The sequence below is a fragment of the Streptomyces sp. NPDC088733 genome, assembly GCF_044751185.1.
Lineage (GTDB): Bacteria > Actinomycetota > Actinomycetes > Streptomycetales > Streptomycetaceae > Actinacidiphila.
The window spans coordinates 210,364-230,026 of record NZ_JBIVLH010000010.1 but is presented as its reverse complement, the minus strand read 5'-3'; the positions used below and the strand labels follow the sequence as shown (position 1 = coordinate 230,026).

21 protein-coding genes and 1 pseudogene are annotated in these 19,663 nt (G+C 75.2%); 8 read left to right on the top strand and 14 right to left on the bottom strand.

The features are described 5' to 3' along the window. Positions 1–47: 47 nt before the first annotated feature. Genes cobG through ACIP64_RS20695 form a run of 3 tightly spaced genes read left to right on the top strand, consistent with a single transcriptional unit; the run spans position 48 to position 3,510 of the window. Positions 48–1,394, top strand: coding sequence for a precorrin-3B synthase (gene cobG, locus ACIP64_RS20705; RefSeq protein WP_401588649.1), 1,347 nt, complete (start codon positions 48–50; stop codon positions 1,392–1,394). Continuing rightward, positions 1,391–2,023: a precorrin-8X methylmutase gene (locus ACIP64_RS20700; protein ID WP_401588647.1), complete on the top strand. Its 633-nt coding sequence runs from the start codon at positions 1,391–1,393 to the stop codon at positions 2,021–2,023. Before cobG ends, ACIP64_RS20700 begins: the two co-directional genes overlap by 4 nt. Continuing rightward, positions 2,020–3,510, top strand: coding sequence for a precorrin-2 C(20)-methyltransferase (locus ACIP64_RS20695; protein WP_401588644.1), 1,491 nt, complete (start codon positions 2,020–2,022; stop codon positions 3,508–3,510). The genes ACIP64_RS20700 and ACIP64_RS20695 overlap by 4 nt, the downstream gene beginning before the upstream one ends. On the opposite strand, the gene ACIP64_RS20690 is transcribed toward ACIP64_RS20695, so the two are convergent. Beyond that, a complete protein-coding gene (locus ACIP64_RS20690; RefSeq protein WP_401588641.1) occupies positions 3,498–4,262 on the bottom strand; it encodes a cobalt-precorrin-6A reductase in 765 nt (254 codons plus the stop codon). The two genes, ACIP64_RS20695 and ACIP64_RS20690, sit on opposite strands and share 13 nt — an antisense overlap. Here ACIP64_RS20690 and ACIP64_RS20685 point away from each other — a divergent pair. Next, positions 4,172–4,627: pseudogene (locus tag ACIP64_RS20685) on the top strand (DUF3224 domain-containing protein); the annotation flags it as partial. The gene ACIP64_RS20690 and the pseudogene ACIP64_RS20685 sit on opposite strands and share 91 nt — an antisense overlap. A 120-nt stretch (positions 4,628–4,747) precedes the next feature. Here ACIP64_RS20685 and cobM read toward each other — a convergent pair. Then, positions 4,748–5,527 (bottom strand): precorrin-4 C(11)-methyltransferase, encoded by a 780-nt coding sequence (cobM, locus tag ACIP64_RS20680; RefSeq protein ID WP_401588638.1) that lies wholly within the window; start codon positions 5,525–5,527, stop codon positions 4,748–4,750. Positions 5,528–5,529: 2 nt separating this feature from the next. Then, positions 5,530–6,762 (bottom strand): precorrin-6y C5,15-methyltransferase (decarboxylating) subunit CbiE, encoded by a 1,233-nt coding sequence (gene cbiE / locus ACIP64_RS20675; protein WP_401588635.1) that lies wholly within the window; start codon positions 6,760–6,762, stop codon positions 5,530–5,532. Positions 6,763–7,051: 289 nt separating this feature from the next. On the opposite strand from cbiE, the gene ACIP64_RS20670 reads away from it, so the two are divergent. Continuing rightward, positions 7,052–7,996, top strand: coding sequence for a ribose-phosphate diphosphokinase (locus tag ACIP64_RS20670; RefSeq protein ID WP_401588633.1), 945 nt, complete (start codon positions 7,052–7,054; stop codon positions 7,994–7,996). Here ACIP64_RS20670 and ACIP64_RS20665 read toward each other — a convergent pair whose 3' ends face one another. The 6 genes from ACIP64_RS20665 to ACIP64_RS20640 form a co-directional block, all read right to left on the bottom strand. After that, positions 7,997–8,209, bottom strand: a complete 213-nt coding sequence (locus tag ACIP64_RS20665) for a hypothetical protein (RefSeq protein WP_401588630.1) — start codon at positions 8,207–8,209, stop codon at positions 7,997–7,999. Then, a complete protein-coding gene (locus tag ACIP64_RS20660) occupies positions 8,206–8,589 on the bottom strand; it encodes a hypothetical protein (protein WP_401588627.1) in 384 nt (127 codons plus the stop codon). Before ACIP64_RS20660 ends, ACIP64_RS20665 begins: the two co-directional genes overlap by 4 nt. 53 nt (positions 8,590–8,642) lie before the next feature. Further along, complete coding sequence (locus tag ACIP64_RS20655) at positions 8,643–10,142, bottom strand: sensor histidine kinase (RefSeq protein ID WP_401588625.1); 1,500 nt, start codon at positions 10,140–10,142, stop codon at positions 8,643–8,645. Continuing rightward, entirely contained in the window at positions 10,139–10,852 is a 714-nt protein-coding gene (locus tag ACIP64_RS20650) for a response regulator transcription factor (RefSeq protein WP_401588623.1), read from the bottom strand. The genes ACIP64_RS20655 and ACIP64_RS20650 overlap by 4 nt, the downstream gene beginning before the upstream one ends. Positions 10,853–11,123: 271 nt before the next feature. Further along, complete coding sequence (locus tag ACIP64_RS20645; protein WP_401588620.1) at positions 11,124–12,938, bottom strand: APC family permease; 1,815 nt, start codon at positions 12,936–12,938, stop codon at positions 11,124–11,126. Beyond that, the gene (locus ACIP64_RS20640) at positions 12,935–14,215 is read right to left on the bottom strand and encodes a hypothetical protein (protein WP_401588618.1); all 1,281 of its coding nucleotides are present in this window, start codon (positions 14,213–14,215) and stop codon (positions 12,935–12,937) included. Before ACIP64_RS20640 ends, ACIP64_RS20645 begins: the two co-directional genes overlap by 4 nt. A gap of 98 nt (positions 14,216–14,313) precedes the next feature. Here ACIP64_RS20640 and ACIP64_RS20635 point away from each other — a divergent pair, with 98 nt between their 5' ends. Continuing rightward, entirely contained in the window at positions 14,314–14,805 is a 492-nt protein-coding gene (locus ACIP64_RS20635) for a hypothetical protein (RefSeq protein WP_401588615.1), read from the top strand. Here ACIP64_RS20635 and ACIP64_RS20630 read toward each other — a convergent pair. Continuing rightward, positions 14,771–15,664, bottom strand: coding sequence for a YhjD/YihY/BrkB family envelope integrity protein (locus ACIP64_RS20630; RefSeq protein ID WP_401588612.1), 894 nt, complete (start codon positions 15,662–15,664; stop codon positions 14,771–14,773). The two genes, ACIP64_RS20635 and ACIP64_RS20630, sit on opposite strands and share 35 nt — an antisense overlap. A 223-nt stretch (positions 15,665–15,887) precedes the next feature. On the opposite strand from ACIP64_RS20630, the gene ACIP64_RS20625 reads away from it, so the two are divergent. Then, a complete protein-coding gene (locus ACIP64_RS20625; RefSeq protein ID WP_401588609.1) occupies positions 15,888–16,325 on the top strand; it encodes a glyoxalase superfamily protein in 438 nt (145 codons plus the stop codon). 6 nt (positions 16,326–16,331) lie between these two features. Here ACIP64_RS20625 and ACIP64_RS20620 read toward each other — a convergent pair whose 3' ends face one another. The 4 genes from ACIP64_RS20620 to ACIP64_RS20605 all read right to left on the bottom strand — a co-directional run bounded on the left by ACIP64_RS20620 (position 16,332) and on the right by ACIP64_RS20605 (position 18,630). Then, positions 16,332–16,733, bottom strand: a complete 402-nt coding sequence (locus ACIP64_RS20620) for a DUF1992 domain-containing protein (RefSeq protein ID WP_401588606.1) — start codon at positions 16,731–16,733, stop codon at positions 16,332–16,334. A gap of 26 nt (positions 16,734–16,759) precedes the next feature. Next, positions 16,760–17,560 carry a VOC family protein gene (locus tag ACIP64_RS20615; RefSeq protein ID WP_401588603.1) on the bottom strand — a complete coding sequence of 267 codons (801 nt, stop codon included), beginning with the start codon at positions 17,558–17,560 and terminating at the stop codon, positions 16,760–16,762. A 103-nt stretch (positions 17,561–17,663) separates the two neighbouring features. After that, positions 17,664–18,131, bottom strand: a complete 468-nt coding sequence (locus tag ACIP64_RS20610) for a MazG nucleotide pyrophosphohydrolase domain-containing protein (RefSeq protein ID WP_401588601.1) — start codon at positions 18,129–18,131, stop codon at positions 17,664–17,666. A gap of 19 nt (positions 18,132–18,150) precedes the next feature. Continuing rightward, positions 18,151–18,630, bottom strand: a complete 480-nt coding sequence (locus ACIP64_RS20605; RefSeq protein ID WP_401588598.1) for a molybdopterin-dependent oxidoreductase — start codon at positions 18,628–18,630, stop codon at positions 18,151–18,153. 174 nt (positions 18,631–18,804) lie between these two features. Here ACIP64_RS20605 and modA point away from each other — a divergent pair, with 174 nt between their 5' ends. Beyond that, positions 18,805–19,662: a molybdate ABC transporter substrate-binding protein gene (modA, locus tag ACIP64_RS20600; protein WP_401588596.1), complete on the top strand. Its 858-nt coding sequence runs from the start codon at positions 18,805–18,807 to the stop codon at positions 19,660–19,662. Position 19,663 lies beyond the last annotated feature (1 nt).

Sequence of the window (19,663 nt, the reverse complement as noted above, 5' to 3'; positions counted from 1 at the left end):
TGCATGGGCCGTACACCTCCCCGGTGCCCACCGGTATGCTCGCGGCCATGCCCGCAGCCCCGGAATCCCCCGTGAACGGCGCCTTCGCCGTACCCGCGGCAGGGCGCACGGCCCGCGACGACGCGTGCCCCGGAGCACTGCGGCTGCACACCGCCGACGACGGCCCGCTCGCCCGGATCCGCATACCCGGCGGACTGCTGACGGATCGTCAGGCACACGTGCTGGCCGACGCCGCCGACGACCTCGGCGACGGCCGGCTCGATCTCACCTCCCGGGGCAATCTCCAATTGCGCGGCCTGCGCGCCCCCGACGCGGCCACCGCACTCGCGGACCGGCTGTCCGCCGCGGGACTGCTCCCCTCGTACGCCCACGAGCGGGCCCGCAATGTCGTCGCCTCCCCCCTGGGCGGGCTCGACGGCACCGGCCACGCCGATGTGGCCTCCTGGGTACGGGAACTGGACGCCCTGCTGTGCGCGAGCCCCGCGGCCGCCGGGCTGTCCGGACGCTTCCTCTTCGCCCTCGACGACGGCCGCGGAGACGTCGCCGCGCTCGGCGCCGATGTGACGGTGATCGCACAGCCGGACCGCGCCACCGCCGAACTCCGCCTCGCGGGCACACCCGTCGCCCTCGTCCCCGCCGCCGACGCCCCCCGCTGGGCGGTGCGCGCCGCCGAGGCCTTCCTCACCCTCGCCGCCGGGCACACCGCCCGCGCCTGGCGCCTCGCCGACGTCGACCCCACGGGCGCCCGCGTCGCGGGCCTGCTGCCCGGAACGAATGCCCTCCCGGCTCCGCAGGCGCCGCACGGCGGACCGGCCGCGCCGCGGCTCGGTGCCGTCCCCCAACCCGGCGGCGCGACACGGGCGCTGTCGGCCGGGGTGCGGCTGGGCCGTGCGACCACCGGCGCATGGCGGGTCCTGGCGCGGGCCGCCGCCGCGGCCGGCGGGCAGGTACGGGTGACACCCTGGCGCGGCGTCGTCGTCCCCGGCGTCCCGGCGGCCGAGGCGCCCGAGGTGCTGCGGCGCCTGGCGGACGCGGGCTTCCTGACCGGCGAGGACTCGCCGTGGCACGGGGTCACCGCGTGCGCGGGACGGCCCGGCTGCGCCAAGTCGCTGGCGGACGTGCGCGCGGACGCCGCGACCGCGGTGCGCGACGCGCCGGACGGCACCGGACTGCCCCTGCTGCCCGTCCACTTCTCCGGCTGCGACCGGCACTGCGGCCGGCCCGACGGCGCGCGGGTCGACGTCACGGCCACCGCCGGCGACCGCTACCGCGTCACCGTGAGCGGCATCCCCGCAGGCGCCCCCGCAACCACCGCCGTGACCGTCCGGGACCTGCCCGCCGCCGTCGCCGCCGCCCGCCGTACGACCCCACCACCACCGAGGACCACGACGTGACCGAGTACGAGAAGGACGGCCCGGAGATCTACCGCCGGTCCTTTGCCATCATCCGCGCCGAGGCGGAACTCGACTCCCTGCCGCCGGACATGGCACAGGTCGCCGTCCGCATGATCCACGCGTGCGGCATGACCGACCTCGTCCGCGACCTGGCCTTCAGCCCATCCGTGGTCGCGGACGCGCGCGCCGCGCTGCGCGCCGGGGCGCCGATCCTCTGCGACGTGCAGATGGTCGCCAGCGGCGTCACCCGCAAGCGGCTGCCCGCGGACAACGAGGTCGTCTGCACCCTGTCCGACCCCGCCGTGCCCGCGCTCGCCACCGAACTCGGCACCACCCGCAGCGCCGCCGCGATGGAACTGTGGCGGGACCGCCTGGAGGGCTCGGTCGTCGCCGTCGGCAACGCCCCCACCTCGCTCTTCCGGCTGCTGGAGATGATCGAGGCGGGCGCCCCACGCCCGGCCGCCGTCATCGGTGTGCCGGTCGGTTTCGTCGGCGCCGCCGAGTCCAAGGACGCCCTCGCCGCGCACCCCTCCGGCCTGGAGCACCTGATCGTGCGCGGCCGGCGCGGCGGCAGCGCGATCGCGGCCGCCGCCCTCAACGCCCTTGCCACACAGGAAGAGATCGTATGACCACCGGCCGGCTGTACGGAGTGGGCCTCGGCCCCGGCGACCCCTCCCTGATGACGGTGCGGGCCGTGGACGTCATCCGCTCCGCCGACGTCATCGCGTACCACTGCGCCCGGCACGGCCGCAGCATCGCCCGCTCGATCGCCGCGGCGCACATCCGCCCCGAGCAGATCGAGGAGCGGCTGATGTACCCCGTGACGACGGAGACCACCGACCACCCCGGCGGCTACCGCGGCGCCCTGGACGACTTCTACGCCGAGTCCGCCGAACTGCTCGCCGCACACCTCGACGCGGGCCGCACCGTCGCCGTGCTCGCCGAGGGCGATCCGCTCTTCTACGGCTCGTACATGCACATGCACAAGCGGCTCGCCGACCGCTACCCGGCCGAGGTGATCCCCGGCGTCACCTCCGTGAGCGCCGCCGCCGCACGCATCGGCCGCCCGCTGGTGGAGGGCGAGGAGGTGCTGACGATCCTGCCCGGCACACTCCCGGAGGAGGAGCTCGCGGCCCGGCTCGCCGCCACCGACGCGGCGGCCGTGATGAAACTCGGCCGCACCTTCCCCGCCGTGCGCCGCGCGCTGGAGACGGCGGGGCGGCTGGCGGACGCGCACTACGTCGAGCGCGCCACCATGGACGCCGAACGCCTGGCGATGCTGGCCGACGTCGACCCCGAATCGGTGCCGTACTTCGCCGTCGCGGTCCTGCCCAGCCGCATCGACGAACGGCCCGCCCCGCAGGCGCCGTCCGGCGAGGTCGTGGTGGTCGGACTCGGCCCGGCCGGCCCGATGTGGCTGACCGCCGAGGCGCGCTCCGCGCTCGCCGAGGCCGACGAACTGGTCGGCTACACCACGTACATGGACCGCGTCCCCGTCCGCCCCGGGCAGCTCCGGCACGCCTCCGACAACCGCGTCGAGGCCGAACGCGCCGAGTTCGCCCTCGATCTCGCGCGGCGCGGGCGGCGGGTGGCCGTCGTGTCCTCCGGCGACCCCGGCGTCTTCGCGATGGCGACGGCCGTGCTGGAGGCCGCCTCCGCCGAGCCCTACCTCGACGTGCCGGTGCGCGTCGTGCCCGGCATCACCGCCGCCCAGTCCGCGGCGGCACTCGCGGGCGCGCCCCTGGGGCACGACTACGCGGTGGTGTCGCTGTCCGACCGGCTCAAGCCCTGGACGGTGATCGAGGAGCGGCTGCGCGCCACAACCACCGCCGACCTGGTGCTCGCGCTCTACAACCCGGCGTCCCGCAGCCGCCGGGAGCAACTGGAACAGGCGCTGAAGGTGCTGCGGGAGGGCCGCGCGCCCGGCACCCCGGTGGTCGTCGCCCGCGACGTCGGCGGCCCGGAGCAGGCCGTGCGGATCACCACGCTGGAGGACCTGGACCCGGCGACCGTGGACATGCGCTGCGTCCTGCTCGTCGGCTCCTCGCAGACCCGCGCCGTGCGCCGCGGCGACGGCACCACGGTGGTCTGGACGCCGCGCCGCTACCCGGCCTGATCCCCGCCGCGCAGCCACTCCAGGGCGCCCGCCACGTCCGGGACGGCCGGGACGCCCGGCGGGGCGGGGGGACGGCGCACGATCACCACGGGCAGGCCGAGGTCGCGCGCGACGGCGAGCTTCGGGGCCGTCGCCGCGCCGCCGCTGTCCTTGGTGACCAGGACGTCGACGCGGTGGCGGGTCATCAGCGCCCGCTCCCCGTCGTAGGTGAACGGCCCCCGGTCCAGGACGACGTCCATGCGCGCGGGGTACGGCGGTTCCGGCGCGTCGACGGACCGCACCAGGAACCAGCGGGCAGTGTCCCCGGCGAAGGCCGCCAGGTCCGTGCGTCCCGTGGTCAGGAACACCCGCCCGCCGAGCGCGGGCAGCAGGGCGGCGGCCCCGGCCGGCGAGTCCACCGGGTGCCAGCGGTCGCCCGGCACGGGCGTCCAGCCGGGGCGGCGCAGGCCCAGCAGCGGCACGCCGGCCGCCGCGGCGGCCTCGGCGGCGTGGGCGCTCATCGTGGCGGCGAAGGGATGCGTGGCGTCGACCACCACGTCGACGGCGTGCTCCCGCAGCCACCGCACCAGCCCCTCGGTGCCGCCGAACCCCCCCGTCCGCACCTCACCCGGCGGCAGCCGGGGCGCGGCCACCCGGCCGGCGAGCGAGCTGGTCACCCGCCATGCCCCGGGGTCGCCGGCCAGCGCCTCCGCGAGGCCGCGGCCCTCCGTGGTGCCGCCGAGGATCAGGACGTGCTGCGGTGTGCCGTTCACGGGCGCACTGTACGGGGCACGCCCAGCGGGTCGTGACGCCCGGCCGCGGCGAGCGACCCGCGCGCCGGCGCGGCGGCCCCTACGCTCGGGCCATGAGAGCCGAGGGAACGTTCACCGTCACAAGCTTCGTGCCGGCCGCGCTCGTGCCGGAGCCCGCCGTCACCACCGGGACGCCCGTCGGCGTCGCCACCATCGAGAAGACCTTCGAGGGCGAGGTCGCCGGCCGCTCGGCGACCCTGTTCACCGCCGCATACGACCAGGGCACCGGCATCGGCACCTACGTCGCGATGGAATCCTTCGAGGGCGCGCTGAACGGCCGCGAGGGCACCTTCAACTTCGCGCACTCGGCGACCACGTCGGGCGAGGACCGCACCGCGGAGTTCTTCACCGTCGTGCCGGGCAGCGGCACCGGCGCGCTGGCCGGGAATCACCGGTGGCGGCGGGCTGGCCGTCGACACCGACGGCACCCACCGCATCTGGTTCGACTACGCGCTCGGCGGCTGAGCCGCGCACTCCGCCGCGTGCCGGTGGACGCGCTCCGCCGAGTACAGATGGCTGTCGCGGAACTGCTCGGCGCCCAGGGTGCGCCCGACGATGATCACGGCCGTACGGACCACGCCCGCCTCCTTCACCCGCTCCGCGATGTCGCCGAGCGTCCCGCGCAGCACCAGCTCGTCGGGGCGCGAGGCCATCGCGACGACGGCCGCCGGGCAGTCGGCGCCGTAGTTCGGGGTGAGTTCGGCGACCACCCGGTCGACGTGGCGGGCGGCCAGGTGCAGCACGATCAGCGCGCCGCCGCGGCCGAGCGTCGCCAGGTCCTCGCCCTCCGGCATGGGCGTGGCCTGCTGGGCGATCCGCGTGAGGATCACCGTCTGACCGACGGTCGGCACCGTCAGCTCCCGCTTGAGCGCGGCGGCGGCCGCCGCGAACGCGGGGACGCCGGGCACGACGTCGTAGGGGATGCCGGCCGCGTCCAGGCGGCGCATCTGCTCGGCGACGGCACTGAAGACCGACGGGTCGCCGGAGTGCAGGCGGGCGACGTCGTGGCCCTGCTCGTGGGCGCGGACGAACTCCTCGGTGATCTGGTCGAGGGTGAGCTGCGCGGTGTCCACCAGGCGGGCGTCCGGCGGGCAGTCGGCGAGCAGTTCGGGCGGCACGAGGCTGCCGGCGTACAGGCACACCTGGCTGCGGGCCAGCACCCGCAGCCCGCGCACGGTGATGAGGTCGGCGGCGCCCGGTCCGGCGCCGATGAAGTGGACGGTCATGGCTACTGCTCCCCTGCGGGCTTGACGGCGGACCACTGGGTGACGGGCATGGCCTGCCGCCAGCCCGTGAAACCGCCGACCGGCACGGCGTGGGCGACGGCGAGGCGGACGAGGTCGCCGCCGTGCCGGGCGTACCACCGTGCGAGCAGGGCCTCGGACTCCAGCGTGACGGTGTTGGCGACCAGTCGGCCGCCCGGCCGCAGGGCCGCCCAGCAGGCTTCCAGCAGGCCGGGGGCGGTGAGTCCGCCGCCGACGAACACCGCGTCGGGGGCGGGGAGTCCGGCCAGCGCCTCCGGCGCGCCGCCGGTCACCACGCGCAGGGCGGGCACGCCGAGCGCGGCGGCGTTGCGGGTGATGCGCTCCGCACGGACAGGGTCGCGCTCCACCGTGACCGCCCTGCAGGAGCGGTGGGCCCGCATCCATTCGACGGCGATCGAGCCCGAGCCGCCGCCGACGTCCCACAGCAGCTCGCCGGGCGCGGGCGCCAGGGCGGCCAGGGTGGCGGCCCGCACGTGACGCTTCGTCAGCTGGCCGTCGTGCTCGTACGCGTCGTCCGGCAGACCGGGCACCGCGCCCAGCCTGCGCGCACCGGGATCGGCGGCGCACTCCACGGCGACGACGTTCAGCGGATCGCCCGGGGCGTGCGGCCACCGGTCGGCGGTACCCTCCAGGACGCGTTCGCGGTCCGAGCCCAGCTGCTCCAGCACCCGCATCCGGCTGCCGGCGAAGCCGCGTTCCCTCAGCAGCCCGGCGACCTCGGCGGGCGTCCCGGCGCCCGCGCTCAGCGCCAGCACGCGGCGCCCGTCGTACAGGACCGCGGACAGCGCCGCGAGGGGACGGCCGACCAGGCTCACGACCTCGGTGTCCTCCACCGCCCAGCCCAGCCGGGCGCAGGCGTACGCCACCGAGGAGGGATGCGGCAGCACCCGGAGCCGCCCGGCCCCCAGCACCTCGGTGAGCGTGCGCCCGATCCCGTGGAACATGGGGTCACCGCTGGCCAGCACCGCGATCCGGCGTCCCGCGTGCGCGGCCATCAGCCCCGGCACGGCCGGCCGCAACGGCGACGGCCACACGACCCGCTCGCCCGCGACCTCTTCGGGCAGCAGCCCGAGTTGGCGCGGCCCCCCGATCACGACCTCGGCCGCGGCCAGCACCCCCCGCGAAGCCTCCGGCAGCCCGTCCCAGCCGTCCGCCCCGACCCCGACGACGGCCACGGGAACGGACGCGTCGTTCATCACGGGGAACACCTCGCACGTCGGCGGATTCGGGCAGGCACAGCAGCCGCAGCCTACGCGAATCCCCAGGTGGCCCCCGGGTCGGGGGCGTGACGCCGCCCCCTCCTCCGACCGGCCCGGCAGCCGTGGCCCCCGGCAGAAATCCCCGTGACGGCGGCGCCCGTCCCGCACGATGCTGTGCCCGTGACGACCTCCCCGGGCGCGCAGCCGCCCCTCACGCCCCCGATTCACCCCTGGCGGGCGGCCGTCAGGCGCCGGTTCCGCGAGGGCCGCCCGTAGGATGCGCAGCGTGCGCGACATCGCGGTTTTCAGCGGCAGTGCCCATCCTCAACTCGCCTCCGAGCTCTGCGCCCACCTGGGGGTGAAGCTCAGCCCGGCGCGGGTCAGCCGGTTCGCCAACGACTGCCTGGAAGTGCAGTTGCAGGCCAACTGCCGCGAGCGGGACGTCTTCCTGATCCAGCCGCTGGTGGCGCCCGTCCAGGAGCACCTGGTGGAGCTGCTGTTGATGTGCGACGCGGCACGGGGCGCGTCCGCGGCACGGATCACCGTGGTGATGCCGCACTACTCCTACGCGCGGTCCGACAAGAAGGACGCCCCCCGCATCTCCATCGGGGGGCGTCTGGTCGCCGATCTGCTGGTCGCGGCGGGCGCGAGCCGCGTGCTCGCCATGACGCTGCACTCCCCGCAGGTGCACGGCTTCTTCAGCGTGCCCGTCGACCATCTGCACGCGCTGCGCGAACTGGCGGCGCACTTCCGCGGGTACGACCTGTCCCGTGCCACGGTCGTCTCGCCGGACCTGGGCAACGCCAAGGAGGCGGCCGCGTTCGCCCGGATGCTGGGTGTGCCGGTCGCGGCGGGGGCCAAGCAGCGCTTCGCCGACGACCGGGTGAGCATCAGCGCGGTGATCGGCGAGATCGCCGGGCGGGACGTGATCGTCCTGGACGACGAGATCGCCAAGGGCAGCACGGTGCTGGAACTGCTGGAACGGCTGCGGGAACTGGGCGCCCGCTCGATTCGCGTCGCCTGCACGCACGGCCTGTTCGCGGCGGGCGCCCTGAAGCGCCTGTCGGAGGAGCCGGACGTGCTGGAGATCGTGTGCACCGACACCGTGCCCGTCCCCGAGGCGCAGCGCACGGCGAAGCTGACGGTGCTGTCCGTGGCGCCGGCGCTGGCCGAGGCCGTGCGCCGGATCCACGACGGCGAATCGGTGAGCGCCCTGTTCGACCCGGCCTGATCAGCCGTCGCCGCGGGCCGCGTCGGCGTCCGCGCGGGCGGCCGCGCTCTCGGCGTCGTCCACGATCCGGCTGAGGTCGGAGGGGACCGGGGCGACGGAGGCGGGACCGCCGGACGGGGCGGGCGCGGCGCTGCCGGACGGCTCGCAGGCGGTCAGCAGGGCGGTGCAGGCCGCGGCGGCGGCGGCCAGGGCGGCGGCGCGGCGGCGGGTCACGAGGCGGCGCCGTCGTGGTGCGCGGCGCACCAGTCCTGGACCTTGCCGAGGTCCGTGCGCCGCTGCTGCAGCGTCGGCACCAGGGAGGTGCGGAAGGTGAGCCGGTCGTTGAGGTACGTCTCGATCTCCGTGTGGCCGGCCGCCTTGGCGTTGTCGACGCGCTGCTGGAGGCGATTGACCGAACCGCGCTGCGTGACGGGCCCGTTCAGCCGCTTCAGTGCCCGGTCGATGCGGGCGTCGATCCGGTCGGCGCGCTTGCACAGCGCCTTGGCCCCGTCGCCCTTCGGGCCCGGCGCGGTGGTAGCGGCGCCGGCCGGGGCGGCGAGTCCCAGCACGGTGACGACGGTGGCGAGGGCCACGGCGGTGGTACGGCGTCGCATGACGTCCTCCTTCGGGTCGCGGGGACGCGGAGCACGCCCCTCGGACCGGAAAGCTAGGGAGCGTCTTTGTGGAAACCCTGTGGCTCCTCACGCCGTTGCGCCGACAGCCAGTCGCGGCGCAGCAGTGGCAGCGTCGGCTCGCCGCCGCGGACCCCGCTGAGCGGCAGCCGTATCTCGAAGCGCGCGCCCGGCCCGCCGTCGGGGCGGTCCGCGACGGCGACCGTGCCGCGGTGGAGGGCGATCTGCTGGGCGACCAGGGTGAGTCCGAGGCCGGAACCGGGGCTGCCGGGGCGGTGGTGGAAGCGTTCGAAGACCGCCGCGCGGGCCTCGGGCGGGACGCCGGGGCCGTGGTCGTCGACGGTGAGGACGACCGCGGGGGCCCGCTCGTCGCGGCTGCGCCGCAGGACGACCTCGACGGCGGGCGGGCCGCTCGCCGGGCGGCCGTGGACGAGCGCGTTGGTCAGCAGGTTGTCGGTCAGGGAGCGCAGTCCCTGCTCCCAGCCGCGCACGAGCAGCCCCGGGGCGGTGGTGACGCTCACCCGGGCCTCGGGGTGGCGGCGGCGCAGCCCGGCGACAGCGGCGTCCACGAGTTCGCCCGCGTCGACCGGCACGAAGGTGTCCTCCTCGACCAGGTCGCCCTGGGCGAGGGCGCGCAGCATCACCAGCAGGCCGAGTACGCGGGCGTGTTCGGCGCGCAGGTCGGCCAGCACCTCGGCGCGGTCGCCGCCGGGCAGGTCGGGGTACCGGGTCAGGATGTCGAGGTTGGTGCCGATGCTCATGAGCGGGTTGCGCAGTTCGTGGGAGGCGGTGGCCGCGAACGAGCGGGCGGTGGCGAGGGCTTCGCCGGTCCGGGCGGCCTGCTCGTCGTAGCGGGACAGCACCGTCTGCAGGGTGCGCGCCAGGTCGTCGACCTCGGTGAGCCGGGTCGGGGTGTGCTCCAGGCGGGCCGCGCTGACCCGCGGGTCGAGTCCGCCCGCGCGCTGCTGGAGCCGGCGCAGCGGTCGTACGGCCCGGCCGGCGGCGGCCCAGGCCAGCAGCCCGGACAGGGGTGCGGCGAGCAGGGCGACGGTCAGCACGCGCAGGCGGACCCGCCGCAGTTGGGCCTCGGTCGCCGCGTCGGGCGAGAAGACCCACAGCGTGCCGGTGGCCGCCTTGCGCGAGCCGGCCACCGGCCGCGACAGCACGCGCCAGCGCACGCCCCCGGCGCCGACCGTGACGGGGCGGGGCGCGGCGGCGGGCAGCACGACCGAGGCGGCGGGCAGCGGGCCGCCCTCGACGGTGCCGTCCGGGCCGGTGAGCCGGATGCCGACGTCGAGCGCCGAGGCGAACAGCCGTCGGCTGCGGGCCTGTTCGGCCGCGGGGCGGTCGGCCGCGCTGACCCGCAGCAGGGCGCGGGCGTCCGGCGCGACCGCCGCGGCCCGCTCCCGCAGGTGCGCGTCCTGCTGGGCGTGCAGGTCCGAGGCGACCAGCCGGATGAGCAGCGCGCCGGAGGCCAGCACGAGCAGCGGCACCACGGCGCCCACGGCGAGGGCGACCCGTGTCGACAGCCTCATGGCCGGCCGCCCGTGCGGTCGTCGCGCAGGACGAAGCCGACGCCCCGCACCGTGTGGAGGATGCGCGGGCGGCCGCCGGCCTCCAGCTTGCGCCGCAGGTAGCTGACGAAGGTGTCGACGGCGTCGGTGCGCACGTCGAAGTCGTAGCCCCAGACGCGGTCGAGCAACTGGTCGCGGGTCATCACCAGTCCCGCGTTGCGGGCCAGGACCTCCAGCAGCTCGAACTCGCGCCGGGTGAGCGCCAGCGGCTGCCCGTCCAGGCGCGCCTGCCGGGTCGCCGGGTCGACGAGCAGGCCGCCGGCCCGCACCGTGTCGGAGGGCGCGGGCGGGCGGCGGCGCAGCAGGGCGTGCAGCCGCAGTACGAGCTCCTCCAGGGCGAACGGCTTGACCAGGTAGTCGTCGCCGCCCGCCTGGAGTCCGGCGACCCGGTCGGCGAGTTCGTCGAGGGCGGAGAGCATCAGCACGGGGACCTCGTTGTGCTCCGCCCGCAGGGTCCGGCAGACCTCGATCCCGCTGAGGTCCGGCATGGAGATGTCGAGTACGACCACGTCGGGCGCGCCCTCGCGGACGGCGCCGAGCGCGGCGTGCCCGCCGGCGGCCAGGGCCACCGAGAAGCCGCCGAGCCGCAGCCCCCGCTCCAGGGACCTGCGTATGGCGGCGTCGTCGTCGGCGACCAGGACGCGGCCGCCGGTGTGCGCATCGGTTCTCACGGCGGTGATGGTAGGCGCAGCGGCCCCGGCGGGAATGATGCGGCGCCCGCCCCCGGGCCCGGTGCGCCGTCGGGCGTCCCTGACAGGCCGTCGCGCCGGGAGGCCGTCCCGTCGCCCGGTGCAGCGCGGCGGGCCGGGCGGGCGGGTGCTCCAGCGCGGCCCGCGACAGCGTCGGCGCCGCACCGAAGGCCGCACTCCGCAGCACCTCGGACGCGCCGCCGTACAGCCCCGGCCCGGAACGGTTGCCGGGCGGCGGGGCCACCCGCCGCCGTCAGATGTCGAGGCGGTACGGCACCAGGCAGACCACCACGTCGGTCCGGGCCCGCAGGACGGTGGCGAGCAGGATGCCGCGCTGGTTCTGCAGGATGCGGTAGCGGCGGTGCCGGGGCTCGACCTCCGGGATGAGCACGGCGACCTGCCGCCCGCCGACGGCGGCCCGCTTGACGTAGGCGAGGATCGGCTGCACCAGGGAGCGGTGCGGGCTCTCGATGACGTCCAGGCGCACCCCGGGGTGCCAGCGCTCCCAGGTCTCCAGCAGGCTGCGGCTCTTCTCCGGGTCGCAGTGCACGGCGACGACCACCACCTCGTCGCCGAGCGCCATGGCCGCGGTCAGCGCGTGCCGGGCGAGCCGGCTGACCTCGCCCAGCGGCACGATGACCAGGCTGTCGGTGCGCCGCGGGGCGTCGGGGATCTGCCCGGGCCTGAGTTCCTCGCGGACCCGCGCGTAGTACCGCTCGATGCGGGCGAACAGCAGCATCAGCAGCGGCACCGCGATGACGACCACCCAGGCGCCCTCCAGGAACTTGCTGGTCAGCAGGATCACCCCGGCGAGCGCGGTCAGCAGTGCCCCCAGGCCGTTGAGCAGCGCCCGGGACAGCCAGCCGCGCGGCCGGGCGCCGGCCCAGTGCCGCACCAGGCCGGTCTGGCTGACGGTGAAGCCGATGAACACGCCGATCGCGTACAGCGGGATCAGCCGCTGGGTGTCGGCGTCCACGACGATCAGCAGGACCGCCGCCACCACCCCGAGGGCCACCACCCCGTAGCGGTAGACCGGCCGTTCGGCGCGCAGCCCGAAGACGTGCGGCAGCCGGTCGTCGCGCGCCAGCAGGCTCATCAGCACGGGCAGCCCGCCGAAGCTGGTGTTCGCGGCCAGGCCCAGGACGAACGTCACGATGAGGTTGGTCGCGTAGTAGGGCCAGCCGTCCCCGAAGGAACCGGCGGTGAGCTGCGCCAGGATCGTCACGCCGCCGCGCGGCGCCACCTCGTCGCGCCGGATCAGGAAGCCGAGCCCGACGAGCATCAGCGCCAGCAGCACGCCGAGCATCAGCTCGGTCCGCTGGGCGCGCCGCACCTTGGGCGGCCGGAAGGCCGGCACGGCGTTGGCGATGGCCTCCACGCCGGTGAGCGCGGAGCAGCCGGAGGAGAACGCCTTCAGGAGCAGCAGCAGGCTCAGCGCCTCGGTGGCGTGCGTGGCCTGCGCGGTGCCGACGACCGCCACCGGATGGGAGCGCAGCAGGCCCACGACCACAACCGCGCCGATGCTGAGGACGAACAGCACCGCGGGCAGCATCAGCACCCGTGCGCTGTCCGCGACGCCCCGCAGGTTCACCAGGGTGATCAGGCCGAGGCCGCCCAGGCAGATCTCCAGCAGGTACGGCGTCAGGGACGGGAAGGCGGAGGCGAGGCTGGCCGCGCCGGCCGCCAGGCTGACGGCGACGGTGAGCACGTAGTCCACGACCAGGCTGGCCGCGGCCAGCAGGCTGACCCCCCGTCCGAGGTCCTTCTTGGCGACCGCGTAGGACCCGCCGCCGTCCGGGTGGACGGCGATGACCTGCCCGTAGGAGATCACCAGCACGACCAGCAGTGCGGCGATGACCAGCATGACCGGCAGCGTCGCGGACAGTGCCGCCGTGCCGGCCGCGATGAGGACGACGACGATCGACTCCGGGCCGTACGCCACCGAGCTGAGCGCGTCCAGCGACAGCGCCGCCAGCCCCTGGAGGCTGGTGAGCCGCGACTTGTCGCCCTCGCCGTGCAGCAGCGGGACCTTGGGCCGCACTTGGCGGCGCGCCAGTCCGAACGTCATGACCGCACCGGACGGGCCAGGAACTCGACCGCGGCGAGGACGAGGACGACGGCCAGCGCGAGCCAGACGACGACCCAGCCCGTCGGGTACGACCAGAAGGCGAGCACGAGCCCCGCCGCCGCGACGACGACCCAGGCGACCAGGACCTTGTGCCGGGCCAGCCACGGGCCGACGGGTCCGGTCCGCATTCCCGCCCGCTCCGCGGCGTCCCCCGCGGCGCCGAGCACGGACTCCCAGACCCCGCGCACCCGGACGGCGTACCGCCCGGGGCCGCTGAGCCATGCCCCGAGCGCCACGACCACGCCGAGCACGATCACGGCGCGGACGGTTCCGCGCAGGAAGCGGATCAGGGTGTCGTAGACGGTCGCCGCCGCGGGCTGCGAGACGCTCGCGGGCAGTGCGTCCAGGTACAGCGTCCGGAACACGGTCAGGGCCACGCCGAGCACCAGGGCGGCCCCGGCGAAACCGAGCGCCGCGGCGACCAGGGAGCGGCGGCGCCGCGCGGCGAGCAGCACGCCCACCGCGGCCAGGACGACGGTGAGGACCGGCAGCCAGAAGCCGACGAGTTGCAGCAGCCGGAACGCGGTTCTGATCTTCCCGATCTTCTCCGAGCGGACGACGGTGAAGTCGGTGTGGACCTGCGGGATCTTCGCGGCGATCGTGACGCCCGCGTCGACCAGGCGCTGCTTGACCCGGTCGATGACCGGGGCCAGGTCGATCGCGACGGTGTCGTTGGTGAGCCGCACCGCGCCGCCGCCCTGGCCGGTGAGGGCCTTGTCGACGGTGGCGTGGACGCGGCGGTTGGCCTCCACCCACAGCGTCCGGAAGGCCTCGCTGCGCACGACCCGTTCGGCCGCGCTGTGCACCAGGCTCTCCAGGCCGCTGGTCAGGGGGCCGGACAGCCGGGTCAGGAGGGTGTCGAGTCGCGGGCGGTCGGCCGGGGCGACCTCGTCCAGCAGGGATTTCAGGTCGATGTGCTGCATGACGGCGCCGGTGATGCGGTTCGCGGCGGCGTCCTGGACGTCGCGGTCGGAGGCGAGGGGCGCCACGGTGGCGACGTAGCGGTCGGTGTCGCCGATCTGCGAGTTCACCCAGACGGCCAGGGCGCTGAGCGGGACGAGGACGCAGGCGAGGACGATCAGCAGCGCGGAGAAGAAGGCCCTGACCGGGTGGTGCCGGCGGCGGCCGGCGGGCGCCGGGGCCTCACGCGCCTCCAGCGCGGCCAGCCGGGCGCGCAGTCCGGCGAGGTCATCGCCCTCGGGGTCCGTGCCTGCCATCTCCTCGCCCCTTTTCCCTGACCACGCGCCACGGTCATTTAATCCGTATTGTGCAGGATGTGCCATATGAGGCGTCAGAAGCGGTACGGAGGCAGGCGATGACCCCAGACAACCGGTGGCGCGCGATGTGCGCGGCGGCCGTACTGACCGTCACGGCAGGTGCCGCGAGCGGCTGCTCGGACGGCAGCCGACTCCCCTCCGTCGACAGGTCCCGTGCCGCCTCCGCCGCGTCCTCCCTGGCCGCCCGCGGAGGGGAAGCCCTGGCGTCGGCGACCGCCGCGGCGGCCTCGGAGCTCGCCCGCGTCAAGGGCGGCGTCGACGCCAAGGCCGACATCCGCCTCGGCACCGTCGCCACGGCCCATGGCGAGGGCCGGGCCACCGTCCCCGTCACCGCCACCAACAACGGCGCGAAGCAGGCCACTTACACCGTGCAGGTCTCCTTCCGCGACGCCGGCGGCAAGCTGCTCGACGCGGTCGTCGTCACCGTCCCCGGCGTCCCCGCCCACGGCAACGCCCACGCCACCGCCCGCAGCCACCGCGACCTCACCGGCACCGTCAGGGCGACCGTGGACGCCGCCCTCCGCCACTGACCCCCGCGGGCGGCTGCTCGGGGGAAAGGACGGCGCCGAAGGTGATGCACACCGCGACCGCGACGCAGGCGGCGATGAGGCAGGACAGCAGCGTGAAGACCGAGCCGAGCGAACCGTAGGCCTCCAGGCTGCGGTTGAGGGCCCGGGGAACGTAGAGCGGGGCGGCGAGGTACGCGACCTCCAGGACCGCCGCGGTGAGGACGGCACCGGGGAACAGCCGCCGCCAGCCGACCCGCCCCCCGAGCAGCAGGTGCTGCGTCCACCACCACACGGCGATGCCGCACGCCAGCGACAGGGGGACGCCCAGCCACTCGCCGACACCGAAGGCGTCCCGCAGGGGACCCAGCAGGAAGACGACGACCAGCATCGTCACGACCCAGGCGAACCACCGCCACACCGCGATCCGGGCAGCGGACTTCGGCAGCCGCCAGGCCCGTTCGCAGACCCGCTGCATCGACCGGCTGCACGCGGTCGCGGACAGCAGCACCATGAGGCTGCCCACCGCGCCGACCGTCTCCCGCAGATTGCCCGCCTCGGCCTCCGCCAGCCGGCTCAACTGCTGCTGCGACGCGCCGTCCAGCCCCAGCAGGACCTCCAGCGAGTCGAAGATGTCGCGGCGCAGGTCGTCGGGCGCGAGGGAGGTGACGACAAAAATTAGCGGCACGGCGGTGAGGAAGACCTGCGCCGCCAGCCGGGTCCCGGCGTCGAGGACGTTCACGGTCAGCAGCCGCGCGGCCAGCCGGGTGATGACCGGGAACCGCCGCTCGGCACCCCCGCGCAGCTCCCGCGCCCGGCGCGGCAGACCGGCACGCACGGCACGGAGCCCGTCCCGGATCCCGCCCCGCGGCCGGTCTGTCATCCTCCGACTATTTTTCAGCCCACCCCGTCCCGCAACCGGGGACCCTCCGGGTCCGCCCGAGCGGACGGCGCACCGTCGCCACCGGCCCGCAGCCCCCTGCGCCGCCGCCCGCCGCGGCGCCCCCCGTTCCCCGGAACGGACCGGCACGCACGATGGGCGAAGTGACCGCGGGTCCGTCCGCGCGCGTGGCACGATCCGTAGCACCGACGGAAGGGGACGCCCCATGGATCTCAGGCTGGAACTCGTGCTGCTGCCGGTCACCGACGTCGACCGCGCCAAGGCCTTCTACAGCGAGCAGCTCGGCTTCGCCGTGCATGTCGACCACCGGGCGGGCGACGACTTCCGGGTCGTCCAGCTCGACCCGCCCGGGTCCGGGTGCTCGGTCGCGGTGGGCAAGGGCATCACGGACGCGGCGCCCGGTTCGGTGCGCGGACTGCACCTCGTCGTCGACGACATCGAGGCCGCGCACGCGGAGTTGACCGCCCGCGGTGTCACCGTGAGCGCCGTACGGCACATGACGCCGGCCGGCTGGGTGGACGGCACCGACCCGGACCGCACCCCGTACAACTCCTTCGCCGACTTCGCGGACCCCGACGGCAACACCTGGGTGCTCCAGGAAGTGCGCCGCGGGCGGGAGGACGGGGCCCGGTCCGCGGAATGACCCGGGTCAGGGCTGATTCCGCTCCCGCCATTCGGCCACGACCTGGTCGACGTCGAAGGGCCTCAGCCCGAGCGGCGGACCGGGCGGCGGCATGCGCAGCGCCGCGCGGATCTTGTCGTTGACGCCGTCCAGGATGGCCCGGACCAGGCGTTCGGACGGGGCTTTGCGCGCCTTGGCCAGGGCGTCCTCGGCCTCCTTGCGCAGCGCGAGGGCGGGCGGCAGCGGGCTCAGGCCCTCGCGGGCCATCTTCCGCCGGATCCACCACAGCTCGTCGTAGGGCTCGTCCAGCGAGGGCAGCGGCCTGCCCGCCCCGGGCAGGTCCTCGAAGGCGCCGCGTTCGGCGGCGTCGCGGATCTGGTGGTCGACCCACGACTCGAACGGGACACCGGGTGGTTTGCGCTCCGTCATGCCCCCGATTCTCCCCCGGACCCCGCTCAGGCGGGAGGTGCCGGGGTCAGCAGGACGAAGTCCGCACCCGACGGGTCGAGGCAGACCGCCAGCCGGCCGACGCCCTCGGCGTCCTCGGGGCCCATCTGGAGCGCACCGCCGTTGCCGGTGACGCGGGCGACGACGTCGTCGCAGTCCTCGGCGGCGAAGACCGGGTGCCAGTAGGGACGCCCGTCGTTCAGCGTGAGGAACTCCGGGGCCATCTCCATCAGCCCGCCCTGCATCCGTTCCTGGCTCTCCCCGGCGGGTGTGATCACGGTGTACGTGGCCCCGCTCCCGCCGGGCAGCGGCATGTCGTCGGTCTTCCAGCCGAAGAGGGAGCCGTAGAACTCCTTCGCGGCCGCCGCGTCCGTCGTGTACAGCTCGGTCCAGCACAGGGAGCCCGGCAGGTCGGCGGTGCCGAAGCCCTGGGTCCCCCGCGGCTGCCACACGGCGAACTCGGCGCCCAGCGGGTCGGTGAGCTGCGCCAGCCTGCCGGCGTCCTGTACGTCGTGCGGCTCCCGCCGCACCGAGGCGCCCGCCCGCATCGCGGCCCAGGTGGTCACCTCGACGTCGAGGGCGCGGAAGTAGATCATCCACGCGGGGCGGGCGCCCTCCTCGGTGAGCCGGCCGACCGCGCCCACCGTCCGCCCGTGCAGCCGGAAGAGGCCGAAATCGGCGTCCTCCAGGGCGAACCGCTCGAAGTCCCAGCCGAAGACCGCGCCGTAGAAGGCGGCCGCGGCATCCACGTCCGGCGCCCCGAGGTCCACCCAGCACGGCGAACCGGGGACGAAGTCTGTGGTGATCATGGCGCTCCCTTCGGCGGGGTCCGACCCTGGTTATCCCAGCGTGACACCAGGGCCCGGCCGCGGCACGGGAGGCCGCGCCCGCCCCGCCGCCGCGGCCCGTGCGCTAGGCCCCGGGGGGCGTCCAGCCCTGGGCACGCAGTACCCCGGCGACGTCCGGGGCGCGGTAGTGCTCGCCCTTGAGGACCTTGCCGTCGGCGCGCAGCGCCGGACGCCCGTCGGGGCCCAGTTTGGACATGTTGGCGCGGTGCACCTCGGCGATCACGGCGTCGAGGTCGATGCCGTGGACCAGCGCCGTGCCGTACGCGATGTAGACCACGTCGGCCAGCTCGTGCGCGAGGTGGGGCAGCGAGCCCTCGGCGGAGGCCTCCGCGACCTCGGCCACCTCCTCCGCCAGCAGGTCCTGGCGGTGGGCGGCGTGCGCGGGGGAGATCTCGGCGGGGGCGGAGCGCACGTCGAGGCCGAAGGCGGTGTGGAAGGCGCGGACGAGACCGGCGGGTGAGACGGAAGTGACAGGTGATGCGGGTGTTGCGTCAGGGGCGGAGGAAGAGGACGAGGGGGAGGAGGCGTGCATCCGGCCGATCGTACGGGGATCAGGCCGCCGCGGCGCCCGTGTACCCGCCGTCCACCCGGATCGCGGTGATGCCGCTGATGTGCCGTGCCCCGCACCGGTCCTGGGGGAGCACCAGCTGCGGGCCCGAGCCGTCGAGCGGTGTGCCGTCGATACGGGTGGCCAGCAGCACCGCGGCCCGCCCGAAGTCGGGGTCGATCTCGCCCCAGGACAGCAGGGCGTGGTGGCCGTCGGCGCCGGTGACGACGATGAGGAAGCGCAGCCGGTCCTTGCGCCGGGCCGGGTCGAAGGCGGGGCCCGCGGCGCACAGCACCTCGTGCAGCAGCGGCCCCTCGAAGCGGTGGTGCTGCGTCCCGCTGGTCGCGCACTCGAAGCTGACCCGCGCCTCGTGCTGGGGCCAGGCGCGCAGATCGCGCACGGTGAGCGGGGCGGGGCGGGCGAGGTCGCCGCTCAGCACGAATCCGGCGAGCTGCGGCTGTGGCGCGGGAACGGGCGCGGTCACGGGCATGCACCTCCCGCTCAACGGTACCCACGCGGACCACCCGCAGAAACGCAGGTACGGGATGAGTTGTCGAATCGTCTGGCTAATGCAATGCATCAGGGACCTCCGGTGCCGCACCTGCGGCATATCATCGATCACTGGCGCGACCACTTACCGAGGGGGAATGACCACGTGATGAACCGTTCCGTGCACCGCCGGACCCGGGCTGTGCAGCTGGCCGTCGGAGGCACCGCGGTGCTGCTGGCCCTGAGCGCCTGCTCCTCCGGCGACGACTCGTCGGACGCCTCTGCGTCCTCCTCGCCCTCGGCGGCCTCGTCGTCCTCGGCCGACACCTCGGCCTCGCCCGCCGACAACCTCACGGGCACGGTCACGGTCTTCGCCGCGGCCTCGCTCAAGGAGACCTTCACCGAGCTGGGCAAGCAGTTCGAGGCCGCGCACCCCGGTGCGAAGGTGGCCTTCAACTTCGGCGGCAGCGACACGCTCGCCGCGAGCATCACCTCGGGCGCCCCGGCCGATGTCTTCGCGGCCGCCTCCCCGAAGACGATGAAGATCGTCACCGACGCGAACGACGCCTCCGGGGAGCCGGAGACCTTCGTGCGCAACCAGCTGGAGATCGCGGTCGTCCCCGGCAACCCCAAGAAGGTCGACGCCCTCAAGGACCTCACCGCCTCCGGCCTCAAGGTCGCCCTGTGCGCCAAGGAGGTGCCCTGCGGCGCCGCCGCCCAGAAGGCGCTGGACGCGGGCGGCCTGAAGCTCACGCCGGTCTCCTACGAGCAGGACGTCAAGAGCGCGCTGACCAAGGTCGAGCTCAAGGAGGTCGACGCCTCGCTGGTCTACAAGACCGATGTGAAGGCCGCCGGTGGCAAGGTGGAGGGCGTGGAGTTCCCCGAGTCCGCCAAGGTCATCAACGACTACCCCATCGTCCTGCTCAAGGACGCCCCCAACGCCGAGGCCGCCAAGGCCTTCATCGCCCTGGTGGAGTCCCCCGAGGGCGCCAAGGTGCTGAGCGCCGCGGGCTTCCTCAACCCGTGAC